The sequence below is a fragment of the Streptomyces sp. NPDC045899 genome, from assembly GCF_056431485.1.
This window is the reverse complement of record NZ_JBWKKP010000020.1, coordinates 56,222-78,598: the sequence shown is the minus strand read 5'-3', so window position 1 is coordinate 78,598 and position 22,377 is coordinate 56,222. Positions and strand designations below refer to the sequence as shown.

Genomic DNA, 22,377 nt, shown 5'->3' with positions numbered 1-22,377 from the left:
GTGCCGATGAACGCCCGAGGGGCACTGGGCCGCTACGGCGAGGATGTGGCGGTACGACGGCTGGCCGAGGCCGGGATGACCGTTCTGGAGCGCAATTGGCGGTGCCGGGACGGCGAGATCGACATCGTCGCGCTCGACGCCGGAGCGCTGGTGGTGTGCGAGGTCAAGACGCGCCGCGCGGGGTCCTATGAGCATCCGATGGCGGCCGTCAGGGCGGGCAAGGCCGAGAGGCTGAGGCTGCTGGCGGAGCGCTGGCTGGAGCGGCACGGGGGCCCGCCGCCGGGCGGGGTGCGGATCGATCTGGTCGGTGTGGTGCTGCCGCACCGGGGCGCGCCCGTCGTCGAGCACGTGCGGGGGGTGGCCTGATGGGATTCGCCCGCACCTGTTCGGTGGCGCTGGTCGGGGTCGAGGGCGTGGTGGTCGAGGTCCAGGCCGATCTGGAGCCGGGAGTGGCCGCCTTCACCCTGGTCGGGCTGCCCGACAAGAGCCTGGTGGAGAGCCGCGACCGGGTCCGTGCCGCCCTGGTGAACTCGGGGGCCGTCTGGCCGCAGAAGAAGCTCACGGTGGGGCTGAGCCCCGCGTCCGTCCCCAAGGGCGGCAGTGGATTCGACCTGGCGGTGGCCTGTGCGGTGCTGGGCGCGGCGGAGCGGATCGACCCACGGCAGATCGCCGATCTGATGATGATCGGGGAGCTCGGGCTGGACGGCCGGGTGCGTCCGGTGCGCGGGGTGCTGCCCGCGGTGCTCGCGGCCTCCGAGGCGGGCTATCAGCAGGTCGTCGTGCCGGAGCAGACGGCGGCCGAGGCGGCGCTCGTGCCCGGGGTCTCGGTGCTCGGCGTGCGCAGTCTGCGTCAGCTGATCGCGGTGCTGACGGATGAACCGGTGCCCGAGGAGGAGCAGGAGCCGTTCGAGCCGGGACGCCCCGATCCGCTGCTGGCGGGGCTCACCGTGCCGGGCGCGGGCATGGGCACGGGGGTGACCGCGGGGCCCGGGAGCGGGGCGGGCGGTCCCGATCTGGCCGATGTCGCCGGACAGCGGGCCGCCCGCGGCGCCCTGGAGGTCGCGGCGGCGGGAGGGCACCATCTGTTCCTGATCGGACCGCCGGGCGCGGGCAAGACGATGCTCGCCGAGCGGCTTCCCGGACTGCTGCCGCCGCTCACCCGGCAGGAGGCCCTGGAGGTCACCGCGGTCCACTCGATCGCCGGAGTGCTCCCGCCCGGCCAGCCCCTGGTGGACACCCCGCCCTACTGCGCACCACACCATTCGGCCACCATGGCCGCCCTGGTCGGTGGGGGCAACGGCCTGCCCCGGCCCGGTGCGGTCTCGCTGGCCCACCGTGGGGTGCTCTTCCTGGACGAGGCCCCGGAATTCAGCGGTCGGGCCCTGGACGCGCTGCGGCAGCCCCTGGAATCGGGCCATGTGGTGGTGGCCCGCTCCGGAGGCATGATGCGGATGCCGGCCCGCTTCCTGCTGATGCTGGCCGCCAACCCCTGTCCGTGCGGGCGCCACGCCCTCGTGGGTGAGGGCTGCGAATGCACACCCGTGATGGTGCGCCGCTATCAGGCGCGGCTGTCCGGACCGCTGCTGGACCGGGTGGATCTGCGGGTGCACGTCGAGGCGGTCACCCGGGCCGAGCTGACCGGGGCGCACGGCGTGGCCGAGAGCACCGCGTCGGTCGCCGCTCGGGTGCATGAGGCCCGGGAGCGCGCCGCGGCCCGGCTGACGGACACTCCCTGGCGGCTCAACAGCGAGGTCCCGGGCCATGAGCTGCGCACCCGCTGGCAGCCCTGTTCCGGGGCACTGCGCGAGGCCGAGCGGGACATGGAGCGCGGACTGCTCACCGCCCGGGGGCTGGACCGGGTGCTGCGGGTCGCCTGGACCGTCGCCGATCTGGCCGGACACGACCGGCCGCTGGCGTCGGACATCGCCCGGGCGCTCCAGCTGCGCACCGGGGTCAGGCGGGCTGTGCCGGTCGGGGCGGGGGAGCGCTGATGGCCGTGCGTCCGGCCACCGGCGGTCCACCGGATCCGGGAGCGGGGGACGGCCCCGGGGTGGCACACGGCTCCGGGGTGGCGGAGCCGGGAGATCGTCAGGGGGTGAGTGAGGAGGAGCGGCTGGCCCGCGCCGCACTCACCCGCCTGGTGGAACCCGGTGACGCGACGGCGGGGCGCTGGCTGCGCCGGATGGGCCCGGTGGCGCTGCGCCGGGCGCTCAGCGGCCAGGGCCCGCCACCGCCCGGGGCCGGCCGGGAACGGCTGGCCGGATGCGCGCTGCGGGCCGCCGGGCTTGACCCGGCAGCGGACCTCGCCAGGGCCGCCGGGCGCGGTGGACGGTTCCTGTGCCCGGGTGACCGGGAGTGGCCCGGTCAGCTCGATGACCTCGGGGAGACTCGCCCGGTCGGGTTATGGGTGCGCGGGCCGGCCTCCCTGCGGATGTGGGCGCTGCGCTCGGTCGCCCTGGTGGGCGCGCGGGCGTGCAGCGACTACGGCGCCCATGTCGCCGCGACGCTCGCCGCGGGGCTCAGCGAGCGCGGATGGGTGGTGGCCTCCGGAGCGGCGCACGGGGTGGACGGCGCGGCCCACCGCGGGGCGCTCGCGGCGGGCGGCGCCACCATCGCCGTCCTGGCCTCGGGAGTGGATGTCCCCTATCCGCGTGGTCACACCGAGTTGATCGAGCGCATCGCGGAACAAGGTCTGGTGGTGGCGGAGTTGCCGCCCGGAGCGCATCCCACCCGCAGCCGCTTCGTGCTCCGCAACCGGGTCATCGCCGCGCTGACCCGCGGCACGGTGGTGGTCGAGGCCCAGTACCGCAGCGGTTCCCTGGTCACCGCGCGCCGGGCCCGGGATCTCGGCCGCTTCACCATGGGTGTACCGGGGCCGGTCACCAGCGGGCTCTCCGCCGGAGTGCATGAACTGCTGCGCGGTGAGGCCGTGGTGGTCACCGACGCCGATGAAGTGGCCGAGCTGATCGGAGGCATCGGCGAGCTCGCCCCGGAGAAGAGGGGCCCGCTCGTCGAGCGGGACCTGCTCGATCCCGTGACGGCACGGGTGCTGGAAGCGTTGTCGGCACAGGGTGGCAACGACCTGCGGGAGGTGGCCCGGGAATCCGGGTCCGGCTGCGACGAGACCCTGAGCCGGCTCTATGAGCTGCTCGCTTTGGGATTCGTCGAACGCCGTGGCGATCGCTGGGAGTTGGTCCCTCCGGCGCGTCGGAACGGCAGCGTACGGCGAGGCGGTCCCCCGAATCGGGGCAATCGGGTGAAAGGGTTGGGGCGATGACCGTATCCGCACACCGCCGAGCCGACAGCCTTTGCATACCACGATGGTCCGATCACGCTACGCTCACAGGGTTTCCGGCGGAAGCGCACGTCCTCACCCATGTCATGGCAGAACGGCTCAAGGCGACGAATGCCCCAGCACATCTCCGGGTCTGACCGCACGGCGCCGACCGCTGCCCACGGCGCGGTGCGGCCGGCCGCACCGTCTTCGCTCGACGAGCTGTGGCGGTCGTACAAGACCACGGGCGACGGCCGGCTGCGGGAGCAGCTGATCCTGCACTACTCGCCCCTGGTGAAATATGTGGCCGGGCGGGTCAGCGTGGGCCTGCCCTCCAATGTCGAACAGGCGGACTTCGTCTCGTCCGGCGTCTTCGGACTCATCGACGCCATCGAGAAGTTCGACCCCGAGCGGTCCATCAAGTTCGAGACCTACGCGATCACCCGGATCCGGGGCGCGATGATCGACGAACTCAGGGCGCTGGACTGGATCCCGCGCTCGGTCCGCCAGAAGGCCAGGGCGGTCGAGCGGGCATACGCCACTCTCGAGGCGGCGCTGCGCCGCACCCCCTCGGAGGCCGAGGTGGCCGCCGAGATGGACATCGGCCTGGATGAACTGCACGGGGTCTTCAGCCAGTTGTCCCTGGCCAATGTGGTCGCCCTGGAAGAGCTGCTGCACGTCGGCGGTGAGGGTGGCGACCGGCTCAGCCTCATGGACACCCTCGAGGACACCGCCGCGGACAACCCCGTCGAGGTGGCCGAGGACCGTGAGCTGCGCAGACTGCTCGCCCGCGCCATCAACACCCTTCCCGAACGGGAGAAGACCGTGGTCACCCTCTACTACTACGAGGGCCTCACCCTCGCCGAGATCGGCCAGGTCCTCGGGGTCACGGAGAGCCGGGTCAGCCAGATCCACACCAAGTCGGTGCTCCAGCTGCGGGCGAAACTCGCCGACGTCGGACGCTGAATCGTCCCTCCACCATCGCCTCCGCGGCGGCCTTTTTCGTACAGTGGTCGGGTGCCCAGGATTCGAGCGGCCTCAGTGGCCGAGCACCGGACGATGCAGCGCGGCGCCCTGCTGGAGGCCGCCCGCTCCCTGTTGTCCGAGGGTGGTACGGAGGCGTTGACCTTCCCCGCCCTCGCCGAGCGCACGGGCCTCGCGCGGTCCTCCGTCTATGAATACTTCCGCTCCCGCGCGGCCGTGGTCGAGGAGCTGTGCGCCGTCGACTTCCCGGTCTGGGCCGCCGAGGTCGAGGCCGCCATGGAGCGGGCCGACACCCCCGAAGTGAAGATCGAAGCGTATGTCCGACAGCAGCTGGCGCTCGTCGGCGACCGCCGCCACCGGGCCGTGGTGGCCATCTCGGCCGGTGAGCTGGACGCCGGAGCCCGGGAGAAGATCCGCGCCGCGCACGGTGGGCTGATCGCCATGGTGGTCGAGGCCCTCGGCGCCCTGGGCCACCAGCAGCCCCGGCTGACGGCCATGCTCCTCCAGGGGGTCGTGGACGCGGCGGTCCGCCGTATCGAGCTCGGCGCGGCCGAGGACCCCGAGGCGATCACTGAGGCCGCGGTCGCCATGGCCCTGAACGGCGTCGCCCGCCACTGACCCGCGCGGCCGCGCGGCGGCCCGCCCGTACCCCGCTGCGGCGTCCGTCGCCTGGCCGCAGACGGCAGTGGGCCCAGGCGGAGGCCGCGGCCAGGAGTGTGGCCGGCAGGAGGCCGGCCCATCCGGCGGGGGAGATCGCCGCGGCGGGCGCCGGGGCGTCCGGGACGCCGAACACCGGAAGCAGACGGGACGGCCCGCCGCGCAGCATCCACGGCGGCAGCAGCGACAGCGGGTCGAGATAGCGGTCCCCGCGCCGCAGCCCCCAGTGCAGACAGCCTTCCGGACAGTGGAAGGGCCCCGGCCGCACCACCCCGACCACCTGTCCGGCCGCGACGCGCTCGCCCTTCTTCACCAGCGCGCGCACCGGCTCATAGGTCGTCCGCAGGGGAGGTGTGCCGGTCCCGGACAGTTCGATGGTGAGCACCTCGCGGCCCGCGACCGGACCGGCGAACGTCACGCGCCCCGCGGCCGCCGCCCGCACCCGCTGCCCCGCGCGCGCCGCGAGATCGACACCGCGGTGCCCGGCGGCCCACGGCACCGGAGGTGGCCGCCAGCCCCTCAGTACGGTGGGCCGCGCCGCTCCCGGACCGTCCACCGGCCACGCCCGCCCGCCCTCACCGTGATCATCGGCGGGCCCGTCCCGCCCCGGAGCGTGGTCGGCGGGAACCGCTCGCCCGAGACCACTCCCCGGCGTCCCGTGCCCGGCCGGGGCGGCCACCGAATCCGAGCCCGAATCCGAGCCCGAATCCCAGCCCGAATCCGAGCCCGAATCCGCGACCGCTCCCGGCCCCATCGCCCTCCCCGGCGCCGGGCCGGAGGCGGCCGCCGCCGCGGGCCACCACATCAGGACGCACAGGGCGAGCGCCCACCACACCACAAGCCTTCGCATGCCTCCCACCGTGTCCCGGGAACCCGGATCGGGTGGATCATGGATCGGATCCGGGTACTACTCACTGGTTGTGGACAGCGCCGTCACCCGGCACCGCACCGGTCCCGTACACTTCTTATGGCGATCCGGGTCACCGGATCGACTTCGCACGCCCCGCCACCGGTGCCCCGATCTCCCATCGGACAGCACGGCGGCCGCGCCCCTCGGTCCTCGGACGAGCCCCTCAAGGCCCCGTCCGTGGCAGGCGCGCCGGGGCGTCAGGCGCGGCGGCCGCCCGGTCACCGCGGAACCGAGTACCTCAAGGAGTACGGCCATGGCCGTCGTCACGATGCGGGAGCTGCTGGAGAGCGGCGTCCACTTCGGGCACCAGACCCGCCGCTGGAACCCGAAGATGAAGCGCTTCATCTTCACCGAGCGCAACGGCATCTACATCATCGACCTGCTCCAGTCGCTGTCGTACATCGACCGCGCCTACGAGTTCGTCAAGGAGACCGTCGCGCACGGCGGCTCCATCATGTTCGTCGGCACGAAGAAGCAGGCGCAGGAGGCCATCGCCGAGCAGGCGACCCGCGTCGGCATGCCGTACGTCAACCAGCGCTGGCTGGGCGGCATGCTCACCAACTTCTCGACCGTCTACAAGCGTCTGCAGCGCCTGAAGGAGCTCGAGCAGATCGACTTCGAGGATGTGGCCGCCTCCGGCCTCACCAAGAAGGAGCTCCTGGTCCTCTCCCGCGAGAAGGCCAAGCTGGAGAAGACCCTCGGCGGTATCCGCGAGATGCAGAAGGTGCCGAGCGCCGTCTGGATCGTGGACACCAAGAAGGAGCACATCGCCGTCGGTGAGGCGCGCAAGCTCCGGATCCCGGTCGTCGCGATCCTCGACACCAACTGCGACCCCGACGAGGTCGACTACAAGATCCCGGGCAACGACGACGCGATCCGCTCCGTCACCCTGCTCACCCGCGTGATCGCCGACGCCGTCGCCGAGGGCCTCATCGCCCGCTCCGGCGTCGCCACCGGTGACGAGAAGGCCGACAAGGCCGCGGGCGAGCCGCTGGCCGAGTGGGAGCGTGACCTGCTCGAGGGCGAGAAGAAGGCCGACGAGCCCGAGGCTGCCAAGCCGGCCGAGGCCGCCGGCGAGGAGCCGGCCGAGGCTGCCGCCGACAAGCCCGCCGAGGCTGCCGCCGAGAAGCCGGCCGAGGCTGCTGCCGAGACCCCGGCCGCGGGCGCCGAGCAGGGCTGATCCACGCAGACGGTGTACGACGGCGGGGGATGGTGCGCAGGCGCCGCCCCCGCCGTTCACCCGTAGAGCTTTCGACTTTCGAGAAGAGATTCACAGATCATGGCGAACTTCACCGCCGCTGACGTCAAGAAGCTCCGTGAGCTGACCGGCGCCGGCATGATGGACTGCAAGAAGGCGCTGGACGAGGCCGAGGGCAACGTCGACAAGGCCGTCGAGATCCTGCGCGTCAAGGGCCAGAAGGGCGTGGCCAAGCGCGAGAGCCGCAGCGCCGAGAACGGTGCCGTCGTCTCCCTGATCGCCGACGACAAGACCTCCGGCGTCCTGGTCGAGCTGAAGTGCGAGACCGACTTCGTGGCCAAGGGCGACAAGTTCGTCGCCGTCGCCGACGCGATCGCCGCGCACGTCGCCAAGACCTCCCCGGCCGACCTGGAGACGCTGCTCGCCTCCGAGATCGAGTCCGGCAAGACCGTCCAGGCGTTCGTGGACGAGGCCAACGCCACCCTCGGCGAGAAGATCGTCCTCGACCGCTTCGCGCAGTTCTCCGGCGGCTACGTCGCCGCGTACATGCACCGCACCAGCCCGGACCTGCCCCCGCAGGTCGGCGTCCTGGTCGAGCTGGACAAGGAGAACGCCGAGGTCGCCAAGGACATCGCGCAGCACATCGCCGCCTTCGCGCCGAAGTTCCTCAGCCGCGACGCGATCTCCGCCGAGACCGTCGAGAACGAGCGCCGGGTCGCCGAGGCCACCGCTCGCGAGGAGGGCAAGCCCGAGGCCGCCCTGCCGAAGATCGTCGAGGGTCGCGTCACCGGCTTCTTCAAGGAGAACGTCCTGGTCGACCAGGCGTTCGCCAAGGACAACAAGAAGACCGTCCAGAAGGTTCTGGACGAGGCCGGTGTCTCGCTGAAGCGCTTCGCCCGTTTCCGCGTCGGCGTCTGAGCCGAGCAGCGAATGACCGGCGACCCCGATAGGGTCGTAGGCAGCCAACCGTCAACCGGTCGGCCGCAGATGTGACGAGGAGGCCATTGCCGCAGAGGTCGTACCAGGACCGTCCGGCAATGGCCTTCTTCGTATGTGCACGAGGAGATCTCCAATGAATCACGGCGCGGACGCCAAACAGGCCGCCGACGACAAGCACGCGCGCGGCACAGCCCCACATGGCCGGTTCCTGCTGAAGCTGTCCGGCGAGGCGTTCGCCGGAGGCGGGGGACTCGGTGTCGACCCCGATGTCGTGCACGCCATCGCGCGCGAGGTGGCCGCCGTGGTCCGGGACGGCGCGGAGATCGCGATCGTCATCGGCGGCGGCAACTTCTTCCGCGGGGCGGAGCTCCAGCAGCGCGGGATGGACCGGGCGCGCTCGGACTACATGGGCATGCTCGGCACGGTCATGAACTGCCTGGCGCTCCAGGACTTCCTGGAGAAGGAGGGCATCGACTCCCGGGTCCAGACCGCCATCACCATGGGCCAGGTCGCGGAGCCGTACATTCCGCTGCGGGCGGTGCGCCACCTGGAGAAGGGGCGCGTGGTCATCTTCGGCGCGGGCATGGGCATGCCGTACTTCTCCACGGACACCACCGCCGCCCAGCGCGCCCTGGAGATCGACGCCGAAGCCCTGCTCATGGGCAAGAACGGGGTCGACGGGGTCTATGACTCCGACCCGGCCCGCAATCCGGACGCGGTGAAGTTCGACGCGCTGGAGTACGGCGAGGTGATCACCCGCGATCTCAAGGTCGCCGACGCCACCGCGATCACCCTGTGCCGCGACAACAAGCTGCCGATCCTGGTGTTCGAACTCCTTGCCGAGGGCAACATCGCGCGTGCGGTGAAGGGTGAGAAGATCGGCACGCTCGTGAGCGACCAGGGCTCCCGGGCCTGACGGCTCGAACGGGGGATGGACAACGGCCTGCCGGTCGGACACCGTGCAGGAGAAGACGCACGCAGGGGCGAGGCTCTGCCTACGGATAACACCAGGAGCAAGTGGTGATCGAAGAGATCCTCCTCGAGGCCGAGGAGAAGATGGAGAAGGCCGTTGTGGTCGCCAAGGAGGACTTCGCCGCGATCCGCACCGGGCGTGCGCACCCGGCGATGTTCAACAAGATCGTGGCGGACTACTACGGTGCGCTGACGCCGATCAACCAGCTGGCGTCGTTCTCGGTGCCGGAGCCGCGGATGGCCGTGGTGACCCCGTTCGACAAGAGCGCGCTGCGCAACATCGAGCAGGCGATCCGCGACTCCGACCTTGGCGTCAACCCCAGCAACGACGGCAATATCATCCGGGTGGTGTTCCCGGAGCTCACCGAGCAGCGCCGCAAGGAGTTCATCAAGGTCGCCAAGGGCAAGGGCGAGGACGCGAAGATCTCGATCCGCAGCGTCCGCCGCAAGGCCAAGGAGTCCATCGACAAGCTGATCAAGGACGGCGAGGTCGGCGAGGACGAGGGCCGGCGCGCCGAGAAGGAGCTCGACGACACCACCGCGAAGTACGTCGCGCAGGTGGATGAGCTGCTCAAGCACAAGGAAGCCGAGCTGCTCGAGGTCTGATGAACGACTCTTCCTGGGGGGCCCCGCCGCGCGCCGGACTCTGGGGTCCCGCCGATCAGGGCACCTCCCCCGGCTACGGCTGGGAGGTGCCCCCTTCTTCGGCGGGTCCCGTGCACGAGGTGGGCGAAGCGGCGCACACTCGCCCCATGCCCACCGTGCCGCACGCAGGCGGCGAACCCGGCGATGCCGCCGACCGTGACCGGGGGGCCGCCGGACCGGGCGGTCCCCTCTTCCGCGACGAGCGGGAGCGGCGGCCCGGCCCCGGGCAGCCCGCCGGGCGTCCTCCGACGCCTTCCGGCCCCGCACCCGATCCGGCGCGCTCCGACGGCGCGCGGAGCACCGGTGGCGGGCAGGCGAAGAAGAGCGCGGGCCGGAACCTGCGTGCCGCGATAGGGGTGGGCGTCGGCCTCGGTGTGGTCATCGTGGCCTCGCTCTTCATCTACAAGCCCGTGTTCATCGGCGTCATAGCGGTCGCCGTGGTCGTCGGGCTCTGGGAGCTGACCTCACGGCTGGCCGAGCGCAAGGACATCCGGGTGCCGCTCGCGCCGCTCGCCGTCGGCGGCGTCGCCATGGTCGTCGCGGGATATGTGCGCGGCGCCCAGGGCGCCTGGGTGGCGGTGGCGCTCACGGCCCTCGCGGTGCTGGTGTGGCGGATGACCGAACCGCCGGACAACTACCTCAGGGACGTCACGGCCGGTGTCTTCGCCGCCTTCTACGTACCGTTCCTCGCCACCTTCGTGGCCCTCATGCTCGACACCGACGACGGTGCGTGGCGGGTGCTCATCTTCCTGCTGCTGACCGTGGTGAGCGACACCGGCGCCTACGCGGTCGGCTGGCGCTTCGGCAAGCATCCGCTCGCGCCGCGGATCAGCCCGGGGAAGACCCGTGAGGGGCTGATGGGCGCGGTGGCGTTCGCCATGGTCGCGGGCGCGCTGTGCATGCAGTTCCTGATCGACGGCGGCGCGTGGTGGCAGGGGCTGCTGCTCGGCCTGGCCGTCGCGGTCAGCGCGACCCTCGGTGACCTCGGTGAATCCATGATCAAGCGCGATCTGGGCATCAAGGACATGGGCAAGCTGCTGCCCGGCCACGGCGGGATCATGGACCGGCTGGATTCGCTGCTGCCCACCGCGCCGGTGGTGTGGCTGCTGCTGGTGATCTTCGTCGGCGGAGGCTGACCGCCCCCGCCGAGCGGCCCCGCGCCCCGGGCGGCGCGGGGCCCTTCGTACGTCTGCGACACTGGGTGAACCATGCCTAAGCCCGGAGAACTCACTTTCGTCGCGCCGCGCGGGGCCAAGAAGCCCCCGCGGCACCTTGCCGACCTCACCCCCGCCGAGCGCCGCGAGGCCGTCTCGGCCCTGGGGGAGAAGCCCTTCCGGGCCGGTCAGGTGTCGCGCCACTACTTCGCGCGGTACACCGACGATCCGGCCCAGTGGACGGACATCCCCGCCGCCTCGCGCGAGAAGCTGGCCGGCGAGCTGCTCCCGGAACTGATGAGCGTGGTGCGTCACATCAGCTGTGACGACGACACGACCCGCAAGACCCTGTGGCGGCTGTTCGACGGCACGCTCGTGGAGTCCGTGCTGATGCGCTACCCGGACCGGGTCACCATGTGCATCAGCTCACAGGCGGGCTGCGGGATGAACTGCCCGTTCTGCGCCACCGGCCAGGCGGGTCTGGACCGCAATCTGTCCACCGCCGAGATCGTGCACCAGATCGTCGACGGGATGCGGGCCCTGCGGGACGGTGAGATCCCCGGCGGTCCGGCCCGGCTGTCCAACATCGTCTTCATGGGCATGGGCGAGCCGCTGGCCAACTACAACCGGGTGGTCGGTGCCATCCGCAGGCTCACCGACCCCGAGCCGGACGGTCTTGGCCTGTCCCAGCGCGGGATCACCGTCTCCACCGTCGGGCTGGTTCCGGCGATGCTGCGCTTCGCCGACGAGGGCTTCAAGTGCCGGCTCGCGGTCTCCCTGCACGCCCCCGACGACGAGCTGCGCGACACCCTCGTTCCGGTCAACACCCGCTGGAAGGTCCGCGAGGTCCTGGACGCCGCGTGGGAGTACGCGGAGAAGTCCGGCCGCCGGATCTCCATCGAGTACGCCCTGATCAAGGACATCAACGATCAGGCGTGGCGGGCCGATCTGCTCGGGCGGCTGCTCAAGGGCCGCCGGGTGCACGTCAACCTCATCCCGCTCAACCCCACGCCCGGCTCCAAGTGGACGGCCTCCCGTCCCGAGGACGAGAAGGCGTTCGTGGCGGCCCTGGAGGCGCACGGTGTGCCGGTGACCGTCCGGGACACCCGGGGGCAGGAGATCGACGGGGCCTGCGGGCAGCTGGCGGCCACGGAGCGCTGAACGGCGGCTGATACGGTGCCTTCGCGAAACATCGCACCGTCGTACAAATGAACATTCCGACAGGGGAGCGCCCAGGGCGCTGAGAGTGCGGCACGGCCGCAGACCCTCGGACCTGATCCGGGTCATACCGGCGTAGGGAGTCAGCATCAGCATGAACAGCCACCTCCGGCGTGCCATCGGCACGGCCCTCCTCGGTTCGCTCGGCCTCATAGCCCTCGCGGGCTGCGGTGAGGACTCCGGGGGCTCCGGCGGCGCCGATTCCAAGACCGTCACCCTGGTCTCGCACAACTCCTTCGCGGTCTCCAAGGCGGTGCTCGCGGAGTTCACCGAGAAGACCGGCTACAAGGTGCGCAGACAGACCGGCGGCGACGCGGGCTCGGCCGTCAACCAGGCCATCCTGTCCAAGGACCACCCGCAGGGCGATGTCTTCTTCGGTGTCGACAACACCCTGCTCTCCCGCGCCCTCGACCACGACCTGTTCACGCCGTACCGGGCCAAGGGCCTGGACAAGGTCCCGGCCGCGTTCCAGCTGGACGCCGGCCGGCACCGTGTCACCCCGGTCGACTACGGCGACATCTGCGTCAACTACGACCGCGCGTACTTCGCCGAGAAGAAGCTGGCGCCGCCGCGGACCTTCGCGGACCTCACCAAGCCCGCCTACAAGAACCTGCTGGTCACCGAGAACGCGGCCACGTCCTCCCCCGGACTCGGCTTCCTGCTCGGCACCGCCGCCCGGTACGGCGACGAGGGCTGGAAGGGCTACTGGAAGAAGCTGCGGGCCAACGGGGTCGAGGTCGTCGACGGCTGGGAGCAGGCGTACTTCGACCGCTTCTCCGGCGGTGGCAAGGGCGACAAGCCGCTCGTCGTCTCCTACGCGTCCAGCCCGCCCGCCGGGGTGGCGGACCTCAAGACCAAGCCCGCCAAGGCTCCGACCGGGGTGGCCACGGGAACCTGTTTCCGGCAGGTGGAATTCGCCGGGCTGCTGAACGGCGCGTCCAACACCAAGGGCGGCAAGGCGCTGCTGGACTTCCTGCTGAGCAAGCGGTTCCAGGGGGACGTCCCGCTGAGCATGTACGTCAACCCGGCGCGCGAGGACGTCAAGCTGCCGGAGCTCTTCGCCCGGTACGGGGTCGAGATCGCCGACCCGGCGACCCTCTCCCCGCAGAAGATCGCCAAGAACCGTGAGCCGTGGGTCAAGGCATGGTCCTCGCTCGTCCTGTAGGAACCGGCCCCGAGAAGACCGCCGGGGGCACCGGGAGCGCCGGGGCCGCCGGGGAGTCCCGGGAGGACAGGCCGCCGCGCGATCCGCGCGGTGCGGCGCTGCGGCTGGCCCTGATGGCCGTGCCCCTCGCCTTTTTCGGGATCTTCTTCGCCTATCCGGTGGCCGCCATCGTCACCCGGGGCCTGCGCACCGACGGCCGGTGGCGGTTCGGCCGGATCCCGGAGGTGGTGAGCGACCCGGCCGTGGTGGACGTCCTGTGGTTCACCGCCTGGCAGGCCGCCGCCTCCACCGCCCTCACCCTGCTGATCGCCCTTCCCGGCGCGTATGTCTTCGCCCGCTTCGCCTTCCCCGGCAAGGGGCTGCTGCGCGCCGTGGTCACCGTGCCGTTCGTCCTGCCGACCGTCGTCGTCGGCTCCGCGTTCCTGGCGCTGCTGGGCCGTGGCGGACTGCTGGACGAGCTGTGGGGGGTGCGGCTGGACACCTCGGTCTGGGCGATCCTCCTCGCCCACGTCTTCTTCAACTACGCCGTGGTGGTACGGACCGTGGGCGGGCTGTGGGCCCAGCTCGACCCGCGCCAGGAGGAGGCCGCGCGGATGCTCGGCGCGAGCCGTCTGAGCGCATGGCGGCGGGTCACCCTGCCCGCGCTGGCGCCCGCCGTGGCCGCCGCCGCCCTGATGGTCTTCCTCTTCACCTTCACCTCCTTCGGGGTGGTGCAGATCCTCGGCGGCCCGCACTACGCCACCTTGGAGGTGGCGATCTACCGGGAGACGGCGCAGCTGCTCGACCTGCCGACCGCGGCCGTGCTCAGCCTCGTCCAGTTCGCCGCGGTCGGCGGTGTCCTGGCCCTGCACGCGTGGACCGTCCGGCGCAGGGAGGGCGCGCTGCGGCTGGTCGATCCGGCCCGCACCGCCCGCCGCCCCCAGGGCGCGGCGCAGTGGGCACTGCTGGGAAGCGTGCTGGCGGTCGCCGCGCTGCTGATCCTGACCCCGCTCGCGGTGCTGGTGGAACGCTCGCTCAACGGGCCCGACGGTTACGGCTTCGACTCCTACCGGGCGCTCCGGTCGGCGGCCGACAGCGGCGGCACGTTCTTCGTGGCCCCCCTGGAGGCTGTCGGGAACTCCCTGCGGTACGCGGTCGTCGCCACCGTCATCGCCCTGGTCGTGGGCGGCCTCGCGGCCGCCGCCCTCACCCGGCGGGCGGGCAGGCTGGTGCGGGGCTTCGACGCGCTGCTGATGCTCCCGCTGGGCACCTCCGCCGTCACCGTCGGCTTCGGCTTCCTCATCGCCCTGGACGAGCCGCCGCTGGATCTGCGCGCCTCCTGGATGCTGGTGCCGCTGGCGCAGGCCCTGGTGGGTGTGCCGTTCGTGGTGCGGACCATGCTGCCGGTGCTGCGGGCGGTGGACCACCGGCTGCGCGAGGCCGCGGCCGTGCTGGGCGCCTCCCCGCTGCGCGTCTGGCGGGAGGTGGACCTGCCGTTGGTGGGACGGGCGCTGGCGGTGGCGGCCGGCTTCGCGTTCGCGGTGTCGCTGGGCGAGTTCGGGGCGACGGTGTTCATCTCCCGGCCCGACCAGCCGACCCTGCCGGTGGCAGTCGCCCGCTTCCTGGGCCGCGCCGGTGAACTCAGCTACGGCCAGGCGATGGCCCTGAGCACGATCCTCATGCTGGTCTGCGCCGCGTCCCTGGTGGCGCTGGAACGCATCCGCACCGACCGTTCCGGGGAGTTCTGAATGACACTGCTGCGCTGTGACGGGGTGTCGGTCAGGTTCGGCCGTCATGACGCCCTGGCCGCCGTGGACCTGGCGGTCGCCGAGCACGAGACGGTGTGCGTGCTCGGGCCGAGCGGCAGTGGCAAGTCCACCCTGCTGAGGGTGGTGGCCGGGCTCCAGCGCGCCGACGCGGGACGGGTGTGGCTCGCGGGCCGCGACCAGACCGGCGTCCCCGCGCACCGGCGCGGCGTGGGCCTGATGTTCCAGGACCACCAGCTCTTCCCGCAGCGCGACGTCGGCGGCAACGTCGCCTTCGGCCTGCGGATGCGCCGGACCGGGCGTACGGAGACCGAGCGCACCGTCGCCGAACTGCTGGACCTGGTCGGGCTGCCCGGTGCCCAGCGGCGCGCCGTCGACTCGCTGTCCGGCGGTGAGCAGCAGCGGGTGGCGCTGGCCCGCGCCCTGGCCCCGCGGCCCCGGCTGCTGATGCTCGACGAGCCGCTGGGCCAGCTCGACCGCGGGCTGCGCGAGCGGCTGGTGGTCGAACTGCGCGAGCTCTTCGGCCGGTTGGGCACCACCGTGCTCGCGGTCACCCACGACCAGGGGGAGGCGTTCGCGCTCGCCGACCGGGTGGTGGTGATGGACCGCGGCCGGATCGCGCAGAGCGGTACCCCGCTGGAGGTGTGGCAGCGGCCCGTGAGCGAGTTCGTCGCCCGCTTCCTCGGCTTCGACAACGTGGTCGGGGCGACCGTGCGGGACGGCGTCGCCGAAACCCCCTGGGGCAGGCTGCCGGTACCGTCCGGCACCCGGCCCGGAGCGTGCCGGCTGCTGGTCCGCCCCGCCGGGGTGCGGCTGACCGGGCCCCGGGACGGGCTGGAGTGCACGGTGGCCGCGCGCACCTTCCGCGGGGACCACGTGGCGCTCGTTCTCCGGCCGTCGACAAGCGACGCCCCCCGCCTGGAGGCGTCCTGCGCGCTGCGCGACGCCCCCGGGACGGGGGACCGGGTCGGGGCCGTCTTCGAGGCGGCGGAGGTCGTGGTGCTGGAGCGGGACGGCTGACGCCCGCCCCGCCCCTCAGCCCCGCAGTGCCGCCAGCGCGTCCGGCGCCTCGTCCACCGAATCCACCAGCGCGATGCGGGACTTCATCGGCCGGCCCTCCGCGAGGGCTTCCAGCAGCGGCCACGTCGGCAGCCGCCGCGTCCAGTGGTCGCGGTCCACGAGCACCATCGGGGTCGGCTCACCGCGCGACTCGTAGTAGTTCGGCGTGGCGTTGTCGAAGATCTCCTGAACGGTCCCGGCCGCGCCCGGCAGGAAGACCACGCCCGCGGTGGACCGCGCCAGCAGGCCGTCCTCACGGGTGGCGTTGGCGAAGTACTTCGCGATGTGCGACGCGAACGCGTTCGGCGGCTCATGGCCGTAGAACCAGGTGGGGATGCCGACCGAGGTGCCGCCCTCCGGCCAGCGCTCCCGCACCGCGAACGCCATCTCGGCCCAGGTGCCGATGGACGGGCTGAACGACGGTGCCTTGGCGAGGAGTTCCAGTGCCTCGTCCAGCATCGGGTCGGCCAGCGGTGCCGCGTAGGCGCCCAGGTTGGCTGCCTCCATGGCGCCCGGACCGCCGCCGGTGGCGACCGTCAGCCCCGCCCGGGCCAGGGTGCGGCCGAGCCGGGCGGCGCCCGCGAAGCCGTCCGATCCGCGCTCCAGCGCGTGGCCGCCCATCACCCCCACCACCGGGGCGCCGACGAGGAGTTCGTCGAGGGCGTCGGAGACCGCGTCGTCGTGGACGGCGCGCAGCATCGAGCCGAAGATGTCGCCGTCGGCCCTGGTCCGCTGGAACCAGGTGTAGGCCAGCGCGTCCGGCGTGCCCTCGTAACCCTCCGCGGCCAGGCCCTCGAACAGCTCCGCCGCGGAGTAGAGCGTGCCGCGGTACGGATCGAACGGCAGGTCCGGCACCGGCGGGAAGACCAGCGCGCCCCCGGCCCGCACCTTCGCCGCGGCCTCGGGGTCCATCGGACAGCCCAGGAAGACGGCCTCCGCGCTCCCGGTGGAGAGCAGCGCGGAGGTACGGTCCGTCAGATCGACGGACTGGACCCGGAAACCGGCCAGCGTGCCGCGCGCCACGACCCGGTCGAACTCCTCGAGGGATTCGATCTCCCGGTCGGGCGCGGTGGAGGAAGCGTCATCGGTCTGCATCGCGACATGCTAATCACACCGCGCCGGACCGTCTGCTTCCGCGATCACACCCCCGCCCCGGCGGTGCCACCGGTCTCAGTGGCTCATCGGCATCGTGGTGAGATGCGCCACCGCCCACGTCAGCGGGGACAGCACCGCCACCAGGGCCGCCGCGCGCACCGCGGCGGCGCCCCGCAGCAGCCGGGCCGGCGCGCCCAGGCGCAGCAGGGCGTCGGTGGTGCGCCGCCGCGCCGCCCGCGCCTCCAGCGCCGCCGTGACGGTGGTGGCCAGCGCGCACACCACGACCAGCGCCGCTCCCAGGACGGTGAGCGGGCCGAGCAACTGGTCCCCGGAGCGTCCGGAGCCGGTGCCGTCCAGCCGCGCCACGGCGTACCCGGAGGAGGCGATCGCGCACAGCACCCCGACCGGGCGGCCGATCAGCCCGGCCTCCTGCTGGAGGAGGCGCCCCGCCAGCAGCCGCAGCGCGCCGGGCCGCCCGACAGCCAGCAGCCGGCCGCACAGATGGGTCAGTCCCGGTCCGGCCAGCACCAGCCCGGCCATGGTCAGCGCCCAGCCGCCCACCACTCCGGGCGGGGTGTCGCCCAGCCCTCCGGGCAGCTGGAACAGGGCGTCATGACGGGGTGCCGCACCGCTGCCCGCGTACGCCTCCAGCGCCAGCCCGGCCGCCGTCAGGGCGATGCCCCAGGGCAGACCGGAGGTCGAGCGGTCCGGGAGCGGCCCGACCGCGCCGGTGGCGACCGGCGGCACGGTGCTCCGCCGGGCCTCGGCGGCGGTCCGCCGGTCGCCGGGCTGCCGCGGCCACAGCACCGCCGCGCACACCGCGCCCGCGACCACCGGGACCAGCGCCACCAGGATGATCGCCCCGGCCAGCGGCAGCGGACGCCCGGCGCCGAGCGCCCGGTCCGCCGCGCCGCTGCCCGCCCACTCCAGCCAGGAGCCGCCGAGCCCGCCCCGCAGGTGCAGGAAGGTCAGCAGGGCGAGACCGGATCCGGCCGCGCAGCACAGCACCGCGCCGGTGGCCGCGAGCAGCGCCGCGCGGGCCGGGCCGAGTCCGACCGCGGAGAGTCCGGACGGCGGGCGGCTGATCGGATCGGCACGCGCGACGGCCACGGTCAGATGGACGGTGGCGGCCAGCGGCACCAGGCACCACAGCAGCCGTGCCACCCCGCCCCGGGGTTCGGTGGGATGGCCGGCCGCGAACCCGAGCGCGCTCAGCAACAGGAAGCCGGCGCCCGCGGCGGCGAGGACGACCAGCGTCCTGCGCAGCAGGACGGCCGGACGGGAACCACGGGCTAGGCGGAGACTGAGCACGCCGCCCTGCCCTCCTCCTCGGAGGCGGGCGACGAGCCCGCCCGGCGGCCGTCCACCAGCGCGACCGTGCGGTCGGCGAGGGTGGCCACCTCCTCGTCCTGGGTGGCGAGCACCACGGTGATGCCGTGGGAGCGCGCCGCCGAGGTGAGGGTGCGCAGCACCTGGCCGCGGTCGGCGCGGTGCAGCGGCGCGGTGGGCTCGTCGGCGAAGAGCACCGAGGGGGTGGCGGCCAGCGCGCGGGCGATGGCGATCCGCTGGCGCTGGGCCTGCACCAGTCCGGCCGGGCGGACCCGGGCGCACTCGCCGACGTCCAGCCGGTCCAGCCATTCGAGGGCGGCGCTCTTGGCGGTGCGCCGGGCGGTGCCGCTCAGCAGCAGCGGCAGCGCCGCGTTCTCCCAGGCGGTCAGCTCGGGGACGAGATGGGGCTCGGTGCCGATCCAGCCGAAGCGCGCACCGCGCAGCCGCTCGCGGTCCAGCGCGGGGAGGCGGTGCACGGCGACCTCGCCGAACCACACCTCGCCGTGGTCCGGGACGAGCTGGCCCGACAGACACCGCAGCAGGGTGGTCTTCCCGCAGCCGCGCGGGCCGGTGACCCCCAGGATCTCCCCCTCCCGCGCGCCGACGGAGACACCGAGGAGGGCGGGCGAACCGCCGTAGGCGTACGACAGGGTGCGTGCCCGGAGCACATCATCGTTGTCCGGCGGAGCCACCATCCAGAGCACCTCGCCTTACCTGCGATCGTCCCGTTCCCCCGGTTGGGGGAACGAGCGCGGAGCCAATGGGTCACTGGCACGGTAAGGACAGGACAGGAGGGCCGCGCCTTAGGCTCGGCGCCGGGCGGGGCCCATTTCCTCCGATCAGCCCTGGTCCGCGAGGTGGGTGGGGGCGAACATACGCAGCTGGGCGGGGAGCACCACGACCGACGGTCCGGGGGCGGCCAGTGCGGCGCCCAGGTCCTCGGCCAGCCGCCCGGCTGTGGTACGGACCGCGGGGACGCCGAACGACTCGGCGAGGGCCACGAAGTCGGGGCGGGCCAGCTCGGTGCCGGTCGCCTCGCCGAAGGCGTCCTGCATATAGGCGCGCAGGATGCCGTAGCCGCCGTCGTCCACGATCAGCCAGGTGACGGGCAGTCCGTACTGACGGGCCGTGGCCAGCTCCGCGATCGAGTACATCGCCCCGCCGTCGCCGGAGACCGCCAGCACCGGGCGGGTGCGGTCCGCGGCGGCGGCGCCCAGGGCGGCGGGGAAGCCGTAGCCGAGGCCGCCCGCGCCCTGGGCCGAGTGCAGGGCGCCCGCGCGGGGGTCGAACGCGGACCAGGCCCAGTAGGCGAGGATCGTCATGTCCCAGAAGCTGGGGGAGTCGTCGGGCAGCGCCTCCCGGACCGCCGCCAGGACCCCCTGCTCCAGCTCCAGGCCCTGGCCGTCGATCCGCTCCCGCACCCGGGCCAGCAGCTCCGCCGCGGCCTTCGCGCCGGTCCCGGCGGGGCGGGCGGGTACCGCGTCGACCAGGGCGGCGAGTGCCGTACGGGCGTCGGCGTGGATACCGAGCGCCGGGTGGTTGGACTCCAGCTTGCCGAGGTCGGCCTCGATCTGGACCAGCCGGCCGCGCGGGCGGAACGTGTGGTAGTTGGAGGAGAGTTCACCGAGTCCGGAGCCGACGACCAGCAGCACATCGGCGTCCTCCAGGAACATGGTGGTGTGCCGGTCCTCCAGCCAGGACTGGAGGGACAGCGGATGGTCCCAGGGGAAGGCGCCCTTGCCCCCGAAGGTGGTGGCCACCGGCGCGTCCAGCCGTTCGGCCAGCGCTCGCAGCTCCTCCCGCGCCCCGGAACGCACCACCCCGCCCCCGGCCAGGATCACCGGCCGCTCGGCACCCCGCAGCAACTCCGCGCTGTGCTCGATCAGTTCGGGGCGGGGCGGCAGCGGCCGGGGCTCGGCCCGCAGCGCGCTGACCGGCGGGACGGCCACCGGCGCCAGCAGCACGTCCTGCGGGATCTCCAGCCACACCGGACCGGCGGGCGCCTCCAGCGCGGACGTCCACGCGGCCGCCAGCGCCGAGGGGATCTGGGAGGCCGTGCGGACGGTGTGCACGGACTTCACCACATCCCGGAACGACGCCTGCTGATCGGTCAGTTCATGCAGATATCCCTTGCGTCCGCCGCCCAGCCCGGCGGTCGGCACCTGACTGCCGATCGCCAGCACCGGTGCGGAGGCCGCGGCCGCCTCCTGGAGCGCGGCGAGCGTCATCAGCGCTCCCGGTCCGGTGGACACCAGCAGTGGTGCCACCGACCCGGTGACCCGGGCGAACGCGTCGGCCGCGAAGCCCGCGTTGTTCTCCACCCGCAGTCCCACGTACGCGAGCCCCGAGCGGCGCAGCGCGTCGAAGGCCCCGAGCGCGTGCTGCCCGGGAAGCCCGAAGACGGTGGTCGCGCCGAGCGCGGTGAGGGACTCCACGACGAGATCGCCGCCGTGACGCATCCGCGGTGCGGTGTGCATGGGAGGGAACTGCCTTTCGGGAAGGGAGGAGGGGAACGGGGGAGGAGGGAACGGGTCAGACGGGGGCCGGGGCCGGGGGCTCGTCGGCGGGCGCGGACTCCCCGGCCAGCCTGCGGCGCCAGGCGTCGAGCACTGCCGCGTCCGTCGGCCTGGTGGCGAGGCTGACGACCACATAGGCGGCGAGGGAGGCCAGCAGACCGCCGTAGATGGGCTCGTTGGCGAGGATGCCCTTCCACGCCATCAGCCCGATCACGGTGACACCGCCGACCCCGACCGAGGCCAGCGCGCCCGCGCCGGTGCCCCGCTTCCACAGCAGCCCGCCCAGGATCGGCACCAGCAACCCGCCGACCAGGACGTTGTACGCCACCGTCAGCGCCTCCACCACGTTGTTCAGCGCGATCGCGATACCGACCACCGCGACTCCCATGATGAGGATGAACAGCCGGTTGCCCGCCACCTCGTCATGCGGACCGCCGCCGGTGCGCAGGGTGCGTCCGCGCAGCCGTGCCCAGATGTCGTTGTTGGCGACCGTGGCGCAGGCGATGAGCGCGCCCGAGGAGGTGGACATCACCGCGGACAGCGCCGCGGCCAGCACCAGCCCCTTCACCCCCACCGGCAGGGCGTCCTCCACGATGGTCGCGAACGCGTCGTCGGGCGAACCGAGTTCGGGGTAGAGCACCTTGGCCGCGGTGCCGATGACGGCGCCCGCGACGGCGTAGACCAGGCAGTACGTCCCGGCCGCGGTGCCGCCGCGCCGGGCCACCCGGTCGTCGCGGGCGGTGAAGACGCGCTGCCAGATGTCCTGCCCGATGAGCATGCCGAAGGAGTAGATCAGCACATAGGTGAAGACGGTCTGCGCGCCGATGCCCATGGGGGAGAAGTACCCGTCCGGCAGTTCGCCCCGCATCGCGCCGAAGCCGCCCGCCTTGACGACGGCGATGGGCAGCAGCAGAAGCAGCACACCCACCGTCTTGACCACGAACTGCACCATGTCGGTGAGGGTGATGGACCACATCCCGCCGAGCGTGGAGTAGCAGATCACGATCGCCCCGCCGAGCACGATCGCGACCGTCCGGTCCAGGCCGAAGATCACGTCGAAGATGGTGGCGTAGGCGATGGTCGAGGTGACCGCCAGCATCAGGGTGTAGGCCCACATGACGATGCCGGAGATCAGCCCGGACGAGCCGCCGTAGCGCAGGTCCAGCATCTGGCTGACCGTGTAGACCCTCAGCCGCGCGATCCGCGCCGAGAAGAAGACGGACAGCGCCAGCAGGCCGAGGCCGATGGTCAGCACCATCCAGGCACCGGACAGCCCGTACTGGTAGCCCAGTCCCACACCGCCGATGGTGGACGCGCCGCCCAGGACGATCGCCGCCATGGTGCCGGAGTACATGACCGGGCCCAGCCGGCGGCCCGCGACCAGGAAGTCGCTGGTGGAGGTGGTGCGGCGCATCCCCCACCAGCCGAGCGCGAGCATGCCCGCGAGATAGATGACGATCACCGTGTAGTCGACAGCGCTCATGGGTGCTCCTCGGTCCGGCGCGGGGCCGGGATAG

At 72.7% G+C, this 22,377-nt stretch carries 19 protein-coding genes, 1 pseudogene and 1 riboswitch; of the genes and pseudogenes, 14 read left to right on the top strand and 6 right to left on the bottom strand.

The features are described from left to right. Window positions 1-6 precede the first annotated feature (6 nt). The 5 genes from AC07FT_RS26345 (at window position 7) to AC07FT_RS26325 (ending at window position 4,876) form a co-directional block, all read left to right on the top strand. The gene (locus AC07FT_RS26345) at window positions 7-366 is read left to right on the top strand and encodes a YraN family protein (RefSeq protein WP_479178339.1); all 360 of its coding nucleotides are present in this window, start codon (window positions 7-9) and stop codon (window positions 364-366) included. Next, window positions 366-1,991, top strand: a complete 1,626-nt coding sequence (locus tag AC07FT_RS26340) for a YifB family Mg chelatase-like AAA ATPase (RefSeq protein WP_479178338.1) — start codon at window positions 366-368, stop codon at window positions 1,989-1,991. The genes AC07FT_RS26345 and AC07FT_RS26340 overlap by 1 nt, the downstream gene beginning before the upstream one ends. Beyond that, a complete protein-coding gene (gene dprA, locus AC07FT_RS26335) occupies window positions 1,991-3,277 on the top strand; it encodes a DNA-processing protein DprA (RefSeq protein WP_479178337.1) in 1,287 nt (428 codons plus the stop codon). Before AC07FT_RS26340 ends, dprA begins: the two co-directional genes overlap by 1 nt. 129 nt (window positions 3,278-3,406) lie before the next feature. Beyond that, the gene (whiG, locus tag AC07FT_RS26330; protein WP_254745141.1) at window positions 3,407-4,240 is read left to right on the top strand and encodes an RNA polymerase sigma factor WhiG; all 834 of its coding nucleotides are present in this window, start codon (window positions 3,407-3,409) and stop codon (window positions 4,238-4,240) included. 93 nt (window positions 4,241-4,333) lie between these two features. Further along, on the top strand, window positions 4,334-4,876 hold the full coding sequence (locus tag AC07FT_RS26325) for a TetR/AcrR family transcriptional regulator (RefSeq protein ID WP_471202169.1): 543 nt from the start codon (window positions 4,334-4,336) through the stop codon (window positions 4,874-4,876). Here AC07FT_RS26325 and AC07FT_RS26320 read toward each other — a convergent pair. Beyond that, the gene (locus tag AC07FT_RS26320) at window positions 4,827-5,765 is read right to left on the bottom strand and encodes a peptidoglycan DD-metalloendopeptidase family protein (RefSeq protein ID WP_479178336.1); all 939 of its coding nucleotides are present in this window, start codon (window positions 5,763-5,765) and stop codon (window positions 4,827-4,829) included. The two genes, AC07FT_RS26325 and AC07FT_RS26320, sit on opposite strands and share 50 nt — an antisense overlap. 313 nt (window positions 5,766-6,078) lie before the next feature. Here AC07FT_RS26320 and rpsB point away from each other — a divergent pair, with 313 nt between their 5' ends. The 9 genes from rpsB to AC07FT_RS26275 all read left to right on the top strand — a co-directional run bounded on the left by rpsB (window position 6,079) and on the right by AC07FT_RS26275 (window position 15,881). Beyond that, on the top strand, window positions 6,079-7,005 hold the full coding sequence (rpsB, locus tag AC07FT_RS26315) for a 30S ribosomal protein S2 (RefSeq protein ID WP_479178335.1): 927 nt from the start codon (window positions 6,079-6,081) through the stop codon (window positions 7,003-7,005). 99 nt (window positions 7,006-7,104) lie between these two features. Then, complete coding sequence (tsf, locus tag AC07FT_RS26310; protein ID WP_471202037.1) at window positions 7,105-7,941, top strand: translation elongation factor Ts; 837 nt, start codon at window positions 7,105-7,107, stop codon at window positions 7,939-7,941. A gap of 154 nt (window positions 7,942-8,095) precedes the next feature. Beyond that, window positions 8,096-8,878, top strand: a complete 783-nt coding sequence (pyrH, locus tag AC07FT_RS26305) for a UMP kinase (protein WP_254745138.1) — start codon at window positions 8,096-8,098, stop codon at window positions 8,876-8,878. Between the two features lie 104 nt (window positions 8,879-8,982). After that, complete coding sequence (gene frr, locus AC07FT_RS26300; protein ID WP_176180391.1) at window positions 8,983-9,540, top strand: ribosome recycling factor; 558 nt, start codon at window positions 8,983-8,985, stop codon at window positions 9,538-9,540. Then, window positions 9,540-10,715 carry a phosphatidate cytidylyltransferase gene (locus AC07FT_RS26295; protein ID WP_479178334.1) on the top strand — a complete coding sequence of 392 codons (1,176 nt, stop codon included), beginning with the start codon at window positions 9,540-9,542 and terminating at the stop codon, window positions 10,713-10,715. The genes frr and AC07FT_RS26295 overlap by 1 nt, the downstream gene beginning before the upstream one ends. A 72-nt stretch (window positions 10,716-10,787) precedes the next feature. Then, window positions 10,788-11,894, top strand: a complete 1,107-nt coding sequence (rlmN, locus tag AC07FT_RS26290) for a dual-specificity RNA methyltransferase RlmN (protein ID WP_479178333.1) — start codon at window positions 10,788-10,790, stop codon at window positions 11,892-11,894. A 51-nt stretch (window positions 11,895-11,945) separates the two neighbouring features. Further along, window positions 11,946-12,050: riboswitch (TPP riboswitch) on the top strand. Next, a complete protein-coding gene (locus tag AC07FT_RS26285; protein WP_479178332.1) occupies window positions 12,046-13,116 on the top strand; it encodes a thiamine ABC transporter substrate-binding protein in 1,071 nt (356 codons plus the stop codon). It overlaps the preceding riboswitch by 5 nt. A 113-nt stretch (window positions 13,117-13,229) precedes the next feature. Then, window positions 13,230-14,843: an ABC transporter permease gene (locus AC07FT_RS26280; RefSeq protein WP_479178371.1), complete on the top strand. Its 1,614-nt coding sequence runs from the start codon at window positions 13,230-13,232 to the stop codon at window positions 14,841-14,843. Then, window positions 14,844-15,881, top strand: a complete 1,038-nt coding sequence (locus tag AC07FT_RS26275; RefSeq protein WP_479178331.1) for an ABC transporter ATP-binding protein — start codon at window positions 14,844-14,846, stop codon at window positions 15,879-15,881. Window positions 15,882-15,896: 15 nt separating this feature from the next. On the opposite strand, the gene AC07FT_RS26270 is transcribed toward AC07FT_RS26275, so the two are convergent. The 5 genes and pseudogenes from AC07FT_RS26270 to AC07FT_RS26250 form a co-directional block, all read right to left on the bottom strand. Further along, window positions 15,897-17,015, bottom strand: a complete 1,119-nt coding sequence (locus tag AC07FT_RS26270) for an LOG family protein (protein WP_479178330.1) — start codon at window positions 17,013-17,015, stop codon at window positions 15,897-15,899. Window positions 17,016-17,090: 75 nt separating this feature from the next. Further along, window positions 17,091-18,326, bottom strand: a complete 1,236-nt coding sequence (locus AC07FT_RS26265; protein ID WP_479178329.1) for a hypothetical protein — start codon at window positions 18,324-18,326, stop codon at window positions 17,091-17,093. Then, window positions 18,308-18,952: pseudogene (locus AC07FT_RS26260) on the bottom strand (ABC transporter ATP-binding protein); the annotation flags it as partial. The gene AC07FT_RS26265 and the pseudogene AC07FT_RS26260, both read right to left, overlap by 19 nt. Before the next feature lie 231 nt (window positions 18,953-19,183). Next, window positions 19,184-20,821 carry a thiamine pyrophosphate-binding protein gene (locus tag AC07FT_RS26255; RefSeq protein ID WP_479178328.1) on the bottom strand — a complete coding sequence of 546 codons (1,638 nt, stop codon included), beginning with the start codon at window positions 20,819-20,821 and terminating at the stop codon, window positions 19,184-19,186. A gap of 55 nt (window positions 20,822-20,876) precedes the next feature. Then, window positions 20,877-22,343, bottom strand: coding sequence for a sodium:solute symporter family protein (locus AC07FT_RS26250; RefSeq protein WP_479178327.1), 1,467 nt, complete (start codon window positions 22,341-22,343; stop codon window positions 20,877-20,879). Window positions 22,344-22,377: the final 34 nt, after the last annotated feature.